Annotated in this window: 15 protein-coding genes; 4 read left to right on the top strand and 11 right to left on the bottom strand. The window is 70.2% G+C overall.

The window, feature by feature from the left end; genetic code table 11:
- Window position 1: 1 nt before the first annotated feature.
- Both ABZ796_RS18945 and ABZ796_RS18940 read right to left on the bottom strand, forming a co-directional pair.
- On the bottom strand, window positions 2-343 hold the full coding sequence (locus tag ABZ796_RS18945; RefSeq protein WP_357338863.1) for a hypothetical protein: 342 nt from the start codon (window positions 341-343) through the stop codon (window positions 2-4).
- A 4-nt stretch (window positions 344-347) separates the two neighbouring features.
- A complete protein-coding gene (locus ABZ796_RS18940) occupies window positions 348-1,802 on the bottom strand; it encodes a wax ester/triacylglycerol synthase family O-acyltransferase (protein WP_357338861.1) in 1,455 nt (484 codons plus the stop codon).
- A gap of 79 nt (window positions 1,803-1,881) precedes the next feature.
- On the opposite strand from ABZ796_RS18940, the gene ABZ796_RS18935 reads away from it, so the two are divergent.
- The 3 genes from ABZ796_RS18935 (at window position 1,882) to ABZ796_RS18925 (ending at window position 3,995) form a co-directional block, all read left to right on the top strand.
- A complete protein-coding gene (locus ABZ796_RS18935) occupies window positions 1,882-2,256 on the top strand; it encodes a hypothetical protein (protein WP_357338860.1) in 375 nt (124 codons plus the stop codon).
- Complete coding sequence (locus ABZ796_RS18930; RefSeq protein ID WP_357338859.1) at window positions 2,253-3,611, top strand: hypothetical protein; 1,359 nt, start codon at window positions 2,253-2,255, stop codon at window positions 3,609-3,611. Before ABZ796_RS18935 ends, ABZ796_RS18930 begins: the two co-directional genes overlap by 4 nt.
- 123 nt (window positions 3,612-3,734) lie before the next feature.
- Complete coding sequence (locus ABZ796_RS18925; protein WP_357338858.1) at window positions 3,735-3,995, top strand: helix-turn-helix domain-containing protein; 261 nt, start codon at window positions 3,735-3,737, stop codon at window positions 3,993-3,995.
- A 99-nt stretch (window positions 3,996-4,094) separates the two neighbouring features.
- Here the strand turns inward: ABZ796_RS18925 and ABZ796_RS18920 are convergent, their stop codons facing one another.
- The 3 genes from ABZ796_RS18920 to sigE form a co-directional block, all read right to left on the bottom strand.
- The gene (locus ABZ796_RS18920; protein WP_357338857.1) at window positions 4,095-5,489 is read right to left on the bottom strand and encodes a trypsin-like peptidase domain-containing protein; all 1,395 of its coding nucleotides are present in this window, start codon (window positions 5,487-5,489) and stop codon (window positions 4,095-4,097) included.
- 70 nt (window positions 5,490-5,559) lie between these two features.
- A complete protein-coding gene (locus ABZ796_RS18915; protein WP_357338856.1) occupies window positions 5,560-6,051 on the bottom strand; it encodes a hypothetical protein in 492 nt (163 codons plus the stop codon).
- Window positions 6,052-6,124: 73 nt separating this feature from the next.
- Window positions 6,125-6,757: an RNA polymerase sigma factor SigE gene (gene sigE / locus ABZ796_RS18910; protein ID WP_357338855.1), complete on the bottom strand. Its 633-nt coding sequence runs from the start codon at window positions 6,755-6,757 to the stop codon at window positions 6,125-6,127.
- Between the two features lie 142 nt (window positions 6,758-6,899).
- Here sigE and ABZ796_RS18905 point away from each other — a divergent pair, with 142 nt between their 5' ends.
- On the top strand, window positions 6,900-7,535 hold the full coding sequence (locus ABZ796_RS18905; RefSeq protein WP_357338854.1) for an O-methyltransferase: 636 nt from the start codon (window positions 6,900-6,902) through the stop codon (window positions 7,533-7,535).
- Between the two features lie 111 nt (window positions 7,536-7,646).
- On the opposite strand, the gene ABZ796_RS18900 is transcribed toward ABZ796_RS18905, so the two are convergent.
- The 6 genes from ABZ796_RS18900 to dapE form a co-directional block, all read right to left on the bottom strand.
- Window positions 7,647-9,185 (bottom strand): leucyl aminopeptidase family protein, encoded by a 1,539-nt coding sequence (locus ABZ796_RS18900; RefSeq protein WP_357338853.1) that lies wholly within the window; start codon window positions 9,183-9,185, stop codon window positions 7,647-7,649.
- Window positions 9,186-9,359 carry a DUF3117 domain-containing protein gene (locus ABZ796_RS18895; RefSeq protein ID WP_008358749.1) on the bottom strand — a complete coding sequence of 58 codons (174 nt, stop codon included), beginning with the start codon at window positions 9,357-9,359 and terminating at the stop codon, window positions 9,186-9,188. It lies immediately after the preceding gene.
- Window positions 9,360-9,505: 146 nt separating this feature from the next.
- The gene (locus ABZ796_RS18890) at window positions 9,506-11,305 is read right to left on the bottom strand and encodes a hypothetical protein (RefSeq protein ID WP_357338852.1); all 1,800 of its coding nucleotides are present in this window, start codon (window positions 11,303-11,305) and stop codon (window positions 9,506-9,508) included.
- A 15-nt stretch (window positions 11,306-11,320) separates the two neighbouring features.
- Window positions 11,321-11,671 carry a DivIVA domain-containing protein gene (locus ABZ796_RS18885; RefSeq protein ID WP_357338851.1) on the bottom strand — a complete coding sequence of 117 codons (351 nt, stop codon included), beginning with the start codon at window positions 11,669-11,671 and terminating at the stop codon, window positions 11,321-11,323.
- Complete coding sequence (locus ABZ796_RS18880) at window positions 11,664-12,383, bottom strand: TIGR00730 family Rossman fold protein (protein ID WP_357338850.1); 720 nt, start codon at window positions 12,381-12,383, stop codon at window positions 11,664-11,666. Before ABZ796_RS18880 ends, ABZ796_RS18885 begins: the two co-directional genes overlap by 8 nt.
- On the bottom strand, window positions 12,380-13,465 hold the full coding sequence (gene dapE / locus ABZ796_RS18875; protein WP_357338849.1) for a succinyl-diaminopimelate desuccinylase: 1,086 nt from the start codon (window positions 13,463-13,465) through the stop codon (window positions 12,380-12,382). Before dapE ends, ABZ796_RS18880 begins: the two co-directional genes overlap by 4 nt.
- Window positions 13,466-13,487: the final 22 nt, after the last annotated feature.

Raw genomic sequence — 13,487 nt, 5'->3', positions numbered from 1 at the left:
CCTAGATCAGGTTCGGGATCTCCTGGGTCGCGAACCAGCCCAGATCCTCATCGGGGTCCGCGTCGGCCGGGCGATCTGCCAGGTCGGCGTGGACCGCGGCGACGAGCTTGAGCGGCACGACCTGGTCGCCCAGCGCAGCGGGAGCGTCGACGACGACCACGACCCTGCGCCCGGGACCGGCCAGGAGCTTCGCCGAGTCGTCGGCGGCGCTCATCAGGGCGGCGTACTCGGCCTCCTCGCTGTCGTCGGGGGCGGCGTAGCCGTCGGCGGTGCCGGGCAGCTCCCCCGCGGCGTACCAGTCAGCGAGCAGCTCGAGCGTGGCGGGTACGTAGATGCGGGTCACGAGGTCATTCTCCGGTGTTCTTGACGACGCGCAGACCTCGGGGCGCACGGAAGCGGCGTCCCGAGGCTGTGTCGAGCAGCTCGTCGAGGGCCTCGGTGATGCACTGTCCGACCAGCGACGCGTCGGGCACCAGGTCGCGGTCGGCGGTGATCGCGAAGAAGACCTGGCCGTCGTAGGAGGTCACCCCGATCGCGAGGGTGTGCCCCTCGGCCAGCGGGTGGATCGGGTAGGAGGCCACCAGCCGCGAGCCCGCCGCGTAGCGCGGCTCCTGCGGGCCGGGCACGTTGCACACCGAGAGCAGGTAGTCGTGCTCGCTCTCGGCGGCGACCCGAGAGCCGACCATGTGGAAGGTCGCCGGGGCGAAGCCGCTGATCCCGGCCAGCCGCTGCGCACTGACCGTGCGGGCGTTGGCCTGGTGCTGCTCGAAGGAGTAGGACACCTGGTGGAGACGGACCACCGGCGACGGCTCCACGACCGGGAGCACCACGAAGTGGGGCGCCACCGCGGAGCCGAGCTGGGTCGGGTCGAGCTCCTCGTCGATGACCGAGACCGGCACCAGCGCCGGCACCTGGCGTACGCCGGCCAGGGACTGCTGCCGGGTCATCAGCCAGGCGCGCAGACCGCCGGTGACAGCAGCCAGGATGACGTCGTTGACGGTGCCGCCGTGGGTGTCCCGGATGCGGCGGAAGTCGGCCAGGTCGGCCTGGAGCGTGACCACGAGCCGCTGCTGGGAGAGGGTTCCCTTCAGCGGCGTCGGCCGTTCCGGAGCCCGGCGCGTGAGCGCGCGGGCGATGCCTGCGCCGGCGTTCTGGACGTCCTTGGCCACCCCGGTGACCCGCCCGAGCGCGAAGCCACCCAGGCTGCGCGCCGTGCCGCTCAGGCCGTCGACCGAGGTGACCGCGTCGAAGACCGCGCCCGCGACCAGGCGCGCGCTCGACTGCGGCTCGGGCGGCTCCCACAGGTCGGGTACGACCGGTCCGACCTCGGGCCTGTCGTCGAGCAGCAGCTGCACCAGATCGACGGTCTCGGCGCCGTCCACCAGCGCCTGGTGGGTCTTGGTGACCAGCGCGACCCGGTCACCGGCCAGCCCCTCGATGACGTACAGCTCCCACAGCGGCCGGGAGCGGTCCAGGGGCCGGGAGACGATCCTGCCGGCGAGGTCGAGGAGCTGATCCATCGAGCCCGGGCGGGGCAGCGCGGAGCGGCGTACGTGGTAGGTCAGGTCGAAACGGTCGTCATCCGCCCAGATGGGGTAGGCGATGCGGCCGGGAACGACCCGGACCCGCTGGCGGTAGCGCGGCACGAACGCGAGCCGGTCCTCGACGTGTTCGAGGAAGGCGCCGTAGTCGAAGCCCTCCGCCCTCGGCTCGATCAGCTCGATGCTCGCCACCTGATGCGGAACGGACAGCGTCTCCCCGTCCAGGAAGGCCACATCCCGTGCACCCAACCGATCGCTCATACCCTCTCAGCCCCCTCTTTGGTTCATGTGCGATTGTGGCAGAAGCCAGCTTGAACTTAGCCCACGAAACGGGGGAGTAATGCGCCTCACGACCCGGATCATCGCGGTCGTGGCAGCAATCTGCGGGATCGCGTCCGTCGCGACAGCCTGCGGAAACGACGTCGCCACCGAGCCCAGCAAAGACAGCGACCCGGTGGTCGTCGAGATCAACTTCTCCGGTGACTCGGTCGACCCGCACGGGAGCCAGGTCGACGTCCCCGTCGGCCACGGGGTCGAGCTCGACGTGACCGCCGACGCCGCCGGCGAGATCCACGTGCACTCCGACCCCGAGCAGTCCGCGGCCTACGGCGTGGGCACCACGCGGATCAGCCTGGGCTCGTTCGAGATCCCTGGTCAGTACGAGGTGGAGTCACACACTCTCGGCAAGACCATCGTCACCCTCGAGGTGCAGTGAACCATTCCTCGGGGATCCTCACCCACGGAGTGGGGGGTCGCCAGGACCTCCCCCTGCCACTCGAGTACGTCATCGCGGGCGCCGTCCTCGCCCTCCTCGTCTCCTTCGGGCTGCTGGTGCTGACCACCAAGCGCGCCGCCGAGGGCCAGGTGGTTGGCCCAGAGAGTCCGCAGAGCCGCAACCCACGCGGCTGGCCGCTGCCTCGTCTCGGGCGTGTCGTCGACTCCCCCGCCTGGATCGCACTGTGGCGCGTCGTCGGCCTGCTGATCTTCGCCTACTTCGTACTAGTCGCCTTCGCCGGCTCCGACAACGCCAACAACCCGATCTTCGGGATGACGTACGTCTGGCTGTGGGTCGGCCTCGTCCCGTTCTCCCTGCTCTTCGGACGGGTCTGGAGGGCGATCAGCCCGGCGCGCACGATCGTGGCCGGACTGACGTGGCTGCGCGGTGCCGGCGATCCGCCGCTGCGCCTGCCCGAGCGTCTCGGCTACTGGCCGGCAGCGTTCGCGCTGCTCGCCTTCGCCTGGCTCGAGCTGGTCTACCCGGAGAACAACTACCTCGGCCCCGTACGCCTGTGGCTGGCCCTCTACCTGGCCGTGATGATCCTCGGCGGGGTGCTCTTCGGCGAGGAGTTCCTGGAGCGCTGCGACCCGTTCGAGGTCTACTCCTCGCTGACCGCGCGCCTGTCGGTGTGGGGACGTACGCAGGCCGGCAACCTGGTCCTGCGGACCCCGCTCGGCAACCTGGACACCCTGCGTCCGACCCCGGGGCTGGTCGCGGTCGTCTCGGTGCTCTTCGGCACCATCGTCTACGACTCCTACCGGGAGTCGCCGACGTGGCTCCAGTTCGTGCAGAACCCGGAGATGTCGGCCGGCACCGCCTATCTGATCAGCAACATCGCGCTGGTCGCGTTCCCGCTGCTCGTGGCCGGGTTCTACTGCGCGGGAACGATGCTGACCGGCGTCGGTGACGTGCCGCGCCGGGCGCTGCCCGGCGAGCTGGCGCCCTCGCTCGTACCGATCATCGTCGGCTACGTCGTGGCCCACTACCTCAGCTATTTCTGGGAGAGCGGGCTGGCAACGCTGCGCAACGCCTCGGATCCGTTCGGAAACGGAAGCGACTGGTTCGGAACCGCGGACCTGCCGGTCTCCTATTTCTTCGCCTTCCACGCCACGCTGCTGGCCGTCATCAAGGTGGCCGCGGTGATCACCGGACACGTGCTGGGAGTCTGGTCTGCCCACATTCGGGCGCTGCAAGTTCTCCCGAAGCAGCACCTGGTGACCGGGCAGATTCCGCTTCTGCTCACGATGGTCGGCTTCACTGTCGGTGGGTTGTACCTGCTCTTCGCTGCCTAGCACCTCGCTGCTTCACGGTTCACCCACCTCGCATCCACAAAGCAGCGCAACAGTACCTAATGCGGACTAACAGGTTGGCTCGATGGTTTACGGCCGCTTGCAGAGTCTGGGAGACTGATCCTTATGTCTGGTACCCCCCGCTTCCTGACTCTTGCCGACGTCGCCGAGGTGCTCAACACCTCGAGCGCACAGGTCTATGCCCTTGTCCGCCGTGGTGAGCTCCCTGCCATCAAGATCGGCGGACGCGGCCAGTGGCGCGTTGAGTCCAGCGTCCTCGAGAAGTTCATCGATGACATGTACTCGCAGACCAAGGCCTTTGTGGCCGACCACCCGTTCGTCGAGGCAGAGGCCGCTACGCCCGCTGCCACGCCGGACGCTTCTTGAGTCAAAGCAACCTCAACCCCCCACAACTAAACCTTCCCCACAACAACGCGAAGAGCTGCCAGGCATGTGCCGAGCAGCTCTTCGCGTCTTTCCCTGCCGTCAGGCGAGGTTCTCGGTCTGCGCCTCCAGCTTGATCTTGAGCTGGTGGCGGGCGCCGTTGCGCATCACCGTGAACTCGACCGTCTCCCCCGGCTGGTGGGCACGGATGGCGACGATCATGCCGATCCCGTCGGTGACGGTGACGTCTCCCACCTTGGTGACCCGGTCGCCGTCCTTGAGCCCACCGGCGGCCGCCGGCGAGCCGGCCTCGACCACCGAGATCAGTGCTCCGTTGTGGTCGGCGGCCTGCACGTCGACGGAGGCGCCCACGATCGGGTAGGTGGCCTTGCCTGTCTTCAGGATCTGCGCGGCGGTCACCTTGACCTGGTCGATCGGGATCGCGAAGCCGACGCCGATGCTGCCGCCCTCTCCGCCCTCGCCGCCACCTGCGGTCGCGATGGCCGAGTTGACCCCGATGACCTGGCCGACCAGGTTGACCAGCGGACCGCCGGAGTTGCCGGGGTTGATCGCCGCATCGGTCTGGACGGCGTTGATGTAGGAGGTGTCGTCCTCGGTCTGCCCGGTGCTCACCGGGCGCTGGAGCGCGCTGACGATGCCCGAGGTCACCGTGGAGCTGAGGCCCAGCGGCGAGCCGATGGCGACGACGCCCTCACCGATCCTCAGCCGCGAGGTGCTACCGAGCGAGGCAGGCTCGAGCTCCTTGACCTCGGGAACGTCGAGGACCGCGAGGTCATAGACGGCGCTGCGCCCGATCACGTCGGCCTTGTAGCGGCGACCCTTGTGGTCGACCACCTCGATGCTGCCCTTGGCCTTGGCCGCGTCGGCGACCACGTGGTTGTTGGTCACCACGTGGCCGTTTCGGTCGAAGACGAAACCGGAGCCGGTCGCGGCGTCCTCCACACCCTGGTACTCGGCGAAGATCTGGACCGTCGAGGGCAGCAGCGTCGCGGCCACCTTCACGATGCTGGCGTCGTCGCCCGCCAGGGGCGCGTCGGTCTCGATCGAGCCCGGTTCGAGCCCGCCGCCGGCCAGGCTCGACATGTCGTCCTGGTCCTCGAGCACTCCGCCCGCATAGCCTCCCAGCACCCCGAGCAGGAACGCGACGGCGGCCGCGAGCGCCCAGATCGGGCCGGGGACGCGGCGGCGCTGCGAGGAGTCGGTCCGGAGTGAGGACGGTGGCGGCGCAGGCGGTCCCTCGAACCCGGGCAGGGACCCGCCCGGCGGTGGCGGCACCATCGGCGGCAGCGGAGCGGTGTCGGCGGCTGGAGCCGGCGCGGCGGCAGGCCGGGGCATCCCCGGCAACGGCACCTCGGCCGTGTCCCGCTCGTCCTCGACAAGGTCGTCAGGGGACGACTGTCCGGCCGGAGGCACGCTGGACGGTGGTGCCCAGCGGGAGATCGGCCGCGACTGGTCGTCTTGTGGTTCCTGCGTCACGACACCCATTCTTCCCACTCGCCCCAACAATGGGCAGCCCGGGTCTCGTGTCGTGTCGCTGGGCCGACGCTCAGCGGCGTACGTGGGCGACGACGGGGGCGCCCGGGGTTCCCGGGAGCTGGGTGACCGCGGTGACCGGGAGGTTCCTCGGGACCGGCGCGTCGGCGGGCGCGGCGGCGAAGGTGAACATGCCGAAGACGGCAGCACCGACGGCACCGCCACCGGCGGCGACCATCACCAACGTACGCCGCATCGACCGGGGGTCGGTGTAGGGCTCTTCGAGGCGATGTCCTGAACCTGTCGAAGGGTCGTCTGCCGGCCATACCGAGGCGGCCAGGGCGCCGCCGCGGAGCGAGCCCTTCAGGTCGGCCGGTGCGGTGACACCGGGATCGACTCCGAGACCCGCCAGGCGTCGCTTGAGCCAGCCCTCACGCTCCACGGCGCGGCGGCAGGCGCAGCACTCGTGCACGTGCGACCAGGCCCGCTCCTCCTCCGCCGCCGGGAGCTGGCCGTCGAGAAGGGCGCTGGTGCGCGCCCCGAGGTGGTTGCCCAGAAGACTCATGCCGGCACCTCCGTCGAGGAGAGCGAAGAATACGGACCTGCCGGCCTGAGGCTGGTCGCTCGCTGGCGCTCGCTCATGAAGCCCCGCCCCACAACACCTTGGGCCCGGAGTGACGCAGGCGTCCGCCGCGCGGGGCGCGGTGGGCGAGAGCGTCACGGAGCATCGCCCGGCCGCGGTGGATACGCGAGCGGACGGTGCCGAGCTTGGCACCGAGGATCTCGGAGATCTCCTCATAGGAGAGCCCCTCCACATCACAGAGCACGACCGCGGCCCGGAAGTCGGGCGGCAGTGTGGCCAGCGCGCGCTCGATGTCGTCGTCGAAGCGCTGGTCGGTGTAGGCCACGTCCGGCGTCGGGCCGCTGCTCGTCAGGCGCGAGGCGCGCTCGTCGGAGAGGGCATCGAAGCGGATCCGCTGCTTGCGACGGGCCTGGTCGAGGAAGAGGTTGGTGGTGATCCGGTGCAGCCAGCCCTCGAAGGTGCCGGGGCTGTAGGTGTCGAGAGAGCGGAAGACGCGCACGAAGACCTCCTGGGTGAGGTCCTCGGCGTCGTGGCGGTTGCCGGTGAGACGGTAAGCGAGCCGGTAGACCCGGTCGGAGTGCTTCTCCACGATCTCGTCCCACGTCGGAATTCCCGGCTCTACGGTCGGGGCCTGCGTGGGTTCCGCGGTCATGGTGCTCCTGTCGACTGTCTCGCTGATCGCTGACATCTCCTACGGTAGATCGCCTGGGGCCGGAAGGGCTGAGAGTTGCCTGTGAGGCTCCTATTTTTCCTCTTCCTGTGCTCTTCCAACGCACGAGTTGGATCAGGCGTTCCCGCACCGTTACGCGAAACAGGTTAGGTTTTGCGGTGTGACCAGCCCTGTCTCGACCGCAAGTTGGACCTACGCCGACGAGTTCGTCGCGGAGGACGACCTCCTCGCTGCCGCCCGCTCCCGGGCCGAGGAGGTCGGCGTCGCGCCGATCGGGTCCGGCGGCGGCGCCGCGCTGCGCTTCCTCGCCTCCGTCCTCGATGCCAAGAACGTCGTCGAGGTCGGCACCGGCACCGGCGTCTCCGGGCTGTGGCTGCTGCGCGGCATGCGTCCCGACGGCGTCCTGACCACCGTCGACATCGAGACCGAGCACCAGCGGCTGGCCCGCCAGAGCTTCACCGAGGCCGGCTTCGGTCAGCGGCAGGCCCGATGCATCGCCGGCGCCGCCCTCGACGTCCTCCCCCGCTTGACGGACAACCACTACGACATCGTCTTCGTCGACGGCGACAAGACGGAGTACGCCGCCTATCTCAAGGAGGCCCTGCGTCTGCTCCGGCCGGGCGGCGTCGTCGCCTTCGACAACGCGCTGTGGCACGACCGCGTGGCGGACCCGTCCGTACGCGACGAGGAGACCGCCACCATCCGCGAGCTCAACCAGCAGGTCGCCGACAACGACGACCTGATCCCGCTGCTGCTCCCGGTGGGCGACGGACTCCTGCTCGCCCGCAAGATCTAGCCGAGACGTCACCTACGTCGGCCGAGGCGTCACTCGCGTCGGCCGAGTGGTCACGTACGTGCCAACTCGGCCGACCTGACTGACCTCTCGGCCGACGGGGGTGACGGCTCGTCAGGAACCGACGCCGGCCAGGGGGTCGGCGTCGGCGAGCCAGGTGAGGAGGACCCGGGCACCGAAGCCGGTGGGGCCGGGAGTGAGCTCGTGGACGTCGGCGTACGCATCACCGCAGGCGACGTCGATGTGGGCCCACGGGATGCCACCGGTGAAGTGGTGCAGGAAGAGCGCGGCGGTGATCGCACCGGGCCCACCGGGGGCGTTGTCGGCGTCGGCGACCTTCGAAGCGAGCTTGTCCTCGTAGTCGGCGGTCAACGGCATCCGCCACAAGGTCTCGCCGGAGACCTCGGAGGCCTCGGCGAGCAGCGTGGCGAGCGCGTCGTCGTCGGCGAAGTAGCCGGCCATCGTCTGCCCGAGCGCGACCCGCATCGCACCGGTGAGGGTGGCGATGTCGACCAGGGCGGCCGGTTTGATCTTGTCCACGGCGTACGCCATCGCGTCGGCCAGCACCAGGCGGCCCTCCGCGTCGGTGTTGGTGACCTCGGAGGTGCGGCCACCGTAGTGGGTGATCACGTCGCCGGGGCGCAGCGCCGAGCCGGAGATGGCGTTCTCCGCGGAGGCGATGAGCCCGACCACCTTGACCGGGCAGCCGATCTCGGCCAGCGCCGACATCACCGCGAGCACCACCGCGCCCCCGGTCATGTCGCGCTTCATGTTGAGCATGCCGTCACCGGGCTTGATGTTGAGCCCGCCGGTGTCGAAGGTGATGCCCTTGCCGACCAGCACCACCGTCGGTGTCGACCTCAACGAGTTCAGCCGCCCCGTCTTGCGCGGGGTGTAGTCGAGCCGGATCAGCCTCGGCGGGGTCACCGAGCCCTGGCCGACCGCGACGATGCCTCCGAAACCCTCCGCCGCGAGCTCCTTCTCGTCCCAGACGGTGACCTTCAAGGCGCTCTCGGCGGCCAGGGACGTCGCCTGCTCGGCGAGCCAGACAGGGTTCTTGAGGTTGCTCGGGACCGAGGAGAAGAACCGCGCGCGCCAGCCGGCGCGCGCGATCGCCTGAGCCCGGTCCAACGCTGCCGCCTGGTCGTCGCCGAGGTCGGCCAGCGTGATCGTCTCCACCGGTGTCCACGGGGCGCCCTCGGAGCGCCAGTGGAAGAGGAAGGACCCCAGCGTCGCACCGACCACGAACGGCTCCAGCCCGACCTCCGGGTCGGCCGCCGGAATGGTCGTGACCACCTCGGACCGATCCCTCACAGCGCGTGCCAGCGCGGCCCCCGCCCTCCGGAAGTCGTCGCGCCGTTGCGCGCCGACACCGATCAGCAGGATCTGACGCAGGGTGCCCGAGCCGGTGACGGCGTACGTCGTCACCTCACCGGCACTACCGGTGGCACCTTCGTACTCGAGGTGACCGAGGAGGTCGTGTCGGTCGCCGAGGTCGGCGGCACCGGGGCCGATGACCAATGCATCCTCGCCCGGGATGACCGGCAGCGCGATGATCTCGGCATCGAGGCTCTCCGGACCGAGCGGGCTGAGCGTGAAGGTGGGCGGTGTGACCTGGGACGGCAGAGCCGGTGACGGCAGCGTTGTGGTCATCTACGCGTTCAGCCCAAGACCTTTGATCTCTTCGCCGAGCGCAGCGGCCTCTTCGGCGTTCAGTTCGACGACCAACCGGCCACCACCCTCGAGCGGGACCCGCATCACGATGCCCCGACCCTCCTTGGTGACCTCCAGCGGACCGTCTCCCGTCCGCGGCTTCATCGCCGCCATGCGGCACCTTCTTCCGTGTCTCGCGTGTCGGCGCTCACCTGCCGGATGGCCTCGGAGCGCGCTTTGCACGTCCATTATCCCTCATCAGGTCAGCAGACCTGACGGCAAGGTGGGAGTTTCGGCGGGTTGACCTGCCTTCGAACCTGTCAGATGACCGAGGTCCCATAGGCCCAGGTCAGCCAGATCGCGAGGATCACCAGCGTGAGGTGCACCACGATCACCGCTCCGGAGGACTCGTGGAAGGCGTCACCGCGGTCGCGCGGGTCGTCTCCGACGGGCCGGTCGTAGGCGTCTTCGTAGCGCTCGTCGTAGCCGCGGTCGTAGGCCTCGTCGCGATGTCCTGAGCCTGCCGGAGGGTAGTCGTAACCCGGCGCATACGCCTGGTCGTAACCCTCCTCGTATCCCGGCTCATATCCCGGCTCATAGCCCGCGTGAGCCGCCTCGTCGTAGCCCGCGTCCCGCTGACGCCGACGCGGCCGCGCCTCGGGCGCGGGCGGAGTCTGGACAGGGGGTTCGGCTCGTTCCCGGTCCTGCGGGCCGTAGGACTCGAAGGAGTAGGGATCGTACGTCTCGGGCCGCTGCTCCGCCCGGCGGCCGGACTGCCGGCTCGGCGCCGGAGCCGGCGCGGGCTGAGGCTGGGCCTGGGGCGCGGGCTGAGGGGCGGGCCGGGGTGCCGGACGCGGCGCGCGCGGCGGGTTCGGCTGCTGCTGGCCCGGGTAGTCCGAGTAGCTGCTGTCGCGCCGGTACCGGCGGTCGGCGAACTCGTCGTGGCTGTCGTTGCGACGGTCGTCGTAGCGATCGTCGTAGCCGCGCGAGCGGCGCTGCGGCGGCTCCTGACGGCGGCCCCACGGGTCCTGGCCGCTCTGGCTGCGGCCCGGCCCGCCCTGACCCGGCTGAGGCTGCTCGGGAGCGGGGCGCTGCGGGGCCGGACGCTGAGTGGCCGGACGCTGGGGAGCCGGACGCTCTCGCATCGGCTTCTCCGGGGCTCGCCGCTCCGGTGCGGGTCGCACGGGAGCCGGGCGGTCCTGCCGCGGCCGAGCCGGAGCCTCAGGGGCAGGCTGGGGTCCGGGCTGGGGCCTGGGCTGGTGACGTACGGGCTGCTGAGGGGCCGGCGGCTGAGGTGCGGCTGCCCGTCGCGGAGGCCGCTGCTGGGAGGGCTGAGGTTGCGGTGCGGGCGGCGGCGGTGCCTGGCGTCCGGCCACCCGTCGACCGATCTGCCCGTCCCGCGCCGGTGCCGGGGCCGGGGCCGGGGCCGGGGCGGGAGCAGGTGCTGGTGCCGGGGCAGGTGCGGGAGCCGGAGCGGGCGGCGGAGCAGGTGAGGGGTCACGCTCGACCGGCGCCATCACGGCGGTCTCCTCGACACCGGACGCTGCTCGCCGGGGCTCGGGCCGGCGTTCGGCCGCGCGCCCCTGCTGAGCCGCGGGCTGGGCGACGGGCTGAGGAACAGGCTGCTGAACCGGTCTGCGCGGGTCGGCGTACCCCGACCGGTCGTCGAGCTCGGGATAGTCGGCCGAGTCGGCGTAGCCCGTCTCGTCGTAGCCGTAGCCGTCCTCTGCGTATCCCTGGGCATAACCCTGGGCGTACTCCTCCTCGTAGCCATCCCCGTAGCCGTCGTAGCCCTCGTCGTAGCCGTAGTCGTCGTGGACGCCGGCCGCGGCGCGCTGCTCCTTGAGTCGGCGGACGAGCAGGTAGAGGCCCGCGATGGCGGCGAGCCAGATCCCGAAGAGACCGATCACCCCCGGGACGTCACCGCCGAGGAAGAACGAGGGCGGCGAGACGAGGAAGAGGACCCAGACGAGCAGACCGGCTGCGCCGGCGTACAGGTGGATCTTGGGTGGCAGCCCCGGCTCCTGCGGCTGCAGGAGATGCGGCTTCAGGTAGGTGAGCGCGACGATCACCGCGACCAGGGCGGTCACGGCGTAGACGAGTACGGCAGCGAAGCTCACGGCAGCGATTCTGTCCTAGACGTCGGGCGAGCCCGAATCGGGCTCGGGCGTATGTGATGTGAGTCCCCCGACTCCGACCTCGGCATCGGCATCGCCGGCCGCGGTCGACTCACGCCATTCTGCCTCCTCGGCAAGGCGGGCGATCAGCGCGTCCACCTCGTCCATCCGGTAGCCGCGAAGGGCCACCGAGAAATGTACGCGGCGCAGGTCTGCCGCCTCCAGGACGCGGTCGCGGGGCACCAGGGCGTCGGGCTGGTCGCCGTACTCCTCCCCCATCGGCGCGCCCGCCCCGGCGGCTACGAGGGCGACTCCGCCGAGAGCCAGCACGATGAGTGCCGCGAAGATCCAACCCATCGCCTCAGTCACGCGCCTTCAGCATCAGCTCGACCGCCTCGTCCACGTCGTCGGTGAGCGTGATCATGTCCAGGTCGCTCTGCTTGATCCGGCCGTCGGCGAGCATCGTCTCGCGCATCCAGTCGAGCAGCCCCTGCCAGTGCTCCACGCCCATCAGCACGATCGGGAACTGGGTGATCTTCTTGGTCTGGGAGAGCGTCATCGCCTCGAAGAGCTCGTCCATGGTGCCGAGGCCGCCGGGCATGACGACGTAGCCCTGGGAGTACTTCACGAACATCATCTTCCGCACGAAGAAGTAGCGGAAGTTGAGCCCGAAGCTGACGTAGTCGTTGAGCCTGGCTTCGAAGGGCAGCTCGATACCGAGGCCGATCGACTCGCCGCCGGCCTCGAGGGCGCCCTTGTTGGCCGCCTCCATCGTGCCCGGCCCGCCGCCGGTGATCACCACGAAGCCGGCCTCGGCCAGGCCGCGGCCGATCGCCTCGGCCTGGGCGTAGGTCGGGTGGTCCTGGGGTGTGCGCGCCGAGCCGAAGACGCTGATCGCCGGGCCGATCTCGGAGAGGTCGTTGAACCCCTCGACGAACTCGGCCTGGATCTTCATGACCCGCCACGGGTCGGTGTGGACCCAGTCGCCGTGGCCGGAGCTGTCCAGCAGTCGCTGGTCGGTGGTGCTACCGGCGGGGCGCCACTTGGTGGGGCGCGGGCCGGAGCCGCTGCGTCGGGTCATGCGGTCAACCAATCACGAAGGGCCTGCTCGCAGGTGGTGATCTCGGAGATCCGCACGTGCTCGTCGGCCTTGTGGGCGAACATCGGGTCACCTGGACCATAGTTGACCGCCGGTATGCCGAGGACCGTGAACCGCGCCACATCGGTCCAGCCGAACTTGGGCCCGACCTCGCCGCCGACCGCGTCGATGAAGGCCTTGGCCGCCGGCCGGTCGAGGCCCGGCAGCGCCCCGGGCGCGGAGTCGGTCAGGGTCACGTCGTAGCCCTCGAAGAACTCGGTCACGAACGCCAGCGCCTCCTCCTCGCTCCGGTCCGGCGCGAAGCGGTAGTTGACCGTGACGACGCACTCGTCGGGGACGACGTTGCCCGCCACTCCCCCGGCGACGAAGACCGCGTTGAGGCCCTCGTGGTACTCCAGCCCGTCGATGACCGGCTTGCGCGGGACGTACGACTCCAGGCGGCGCAGCACCTCGCCGGCCTTGTGGATGGCGTTGACGCCGCGCCAGGCGCGGGCGCTGTGGGAGCGCTCGCCGGTGGTGCGCACCTCGACCCGCAGCGTGCCCTGGCAGCCGGCCTCGACGCCGGCGTTGGAGGGCTCCATCAGGATCGCGAAGTCTCCGGCGAGAAGGTCGGGCTCGCCGGCCGCGAGCTTGCCGAGGCCGTTGTGGACGGCTTCGATCTCCTCCGCGTCGTAGAAGACGTACGTCACGTCGCGGTTGGGCGCCTGAAGGGTGGCGGCGAGCTTGAGGATGACCGCGTCACCGGACTTCATGTCGCAGGCGCCGAGGCCGTGCAGGATGCCGGTGGCCTCGTCGAGGCGGCTCGGGAAGTTGCCGTTGACCGGCACGGTGTCGAGATGACCCGCGATGACCACCCGCTCAGGGAGGCCGAGGTCGGTGCGCGCCACGATCGAGTTGCCGCGCCGCTCGACGACGAGGTGGTCGTACGCGGTCAGCGCCCGCTCCACCGCGTCGGCCAGCTCCAGCTCGTCGAGGCTCACCGAATTGATGTCCATCAGCTGCCGGGTCAGCGTCACCACGTCGGTCGTCAGGTCGATCTCGGGAGTGTCAGGACTGGTTGTCACAGGCGTTAGTCAACCAGCCCTC

Source organism: Nocardioides sp. NPDC047086, from assembly GCF_040643685.1.
In the GTDB taxonomy this organism is placed as follows: domain Bacteria; phylum Actinomycetota; class Actinomycetes; order Propionibacteriales; family Nocardioidaceae; genus Nocardioides.
This window is presented reverse-complemented; position numbering and strand designations above follow the sequence as displayed.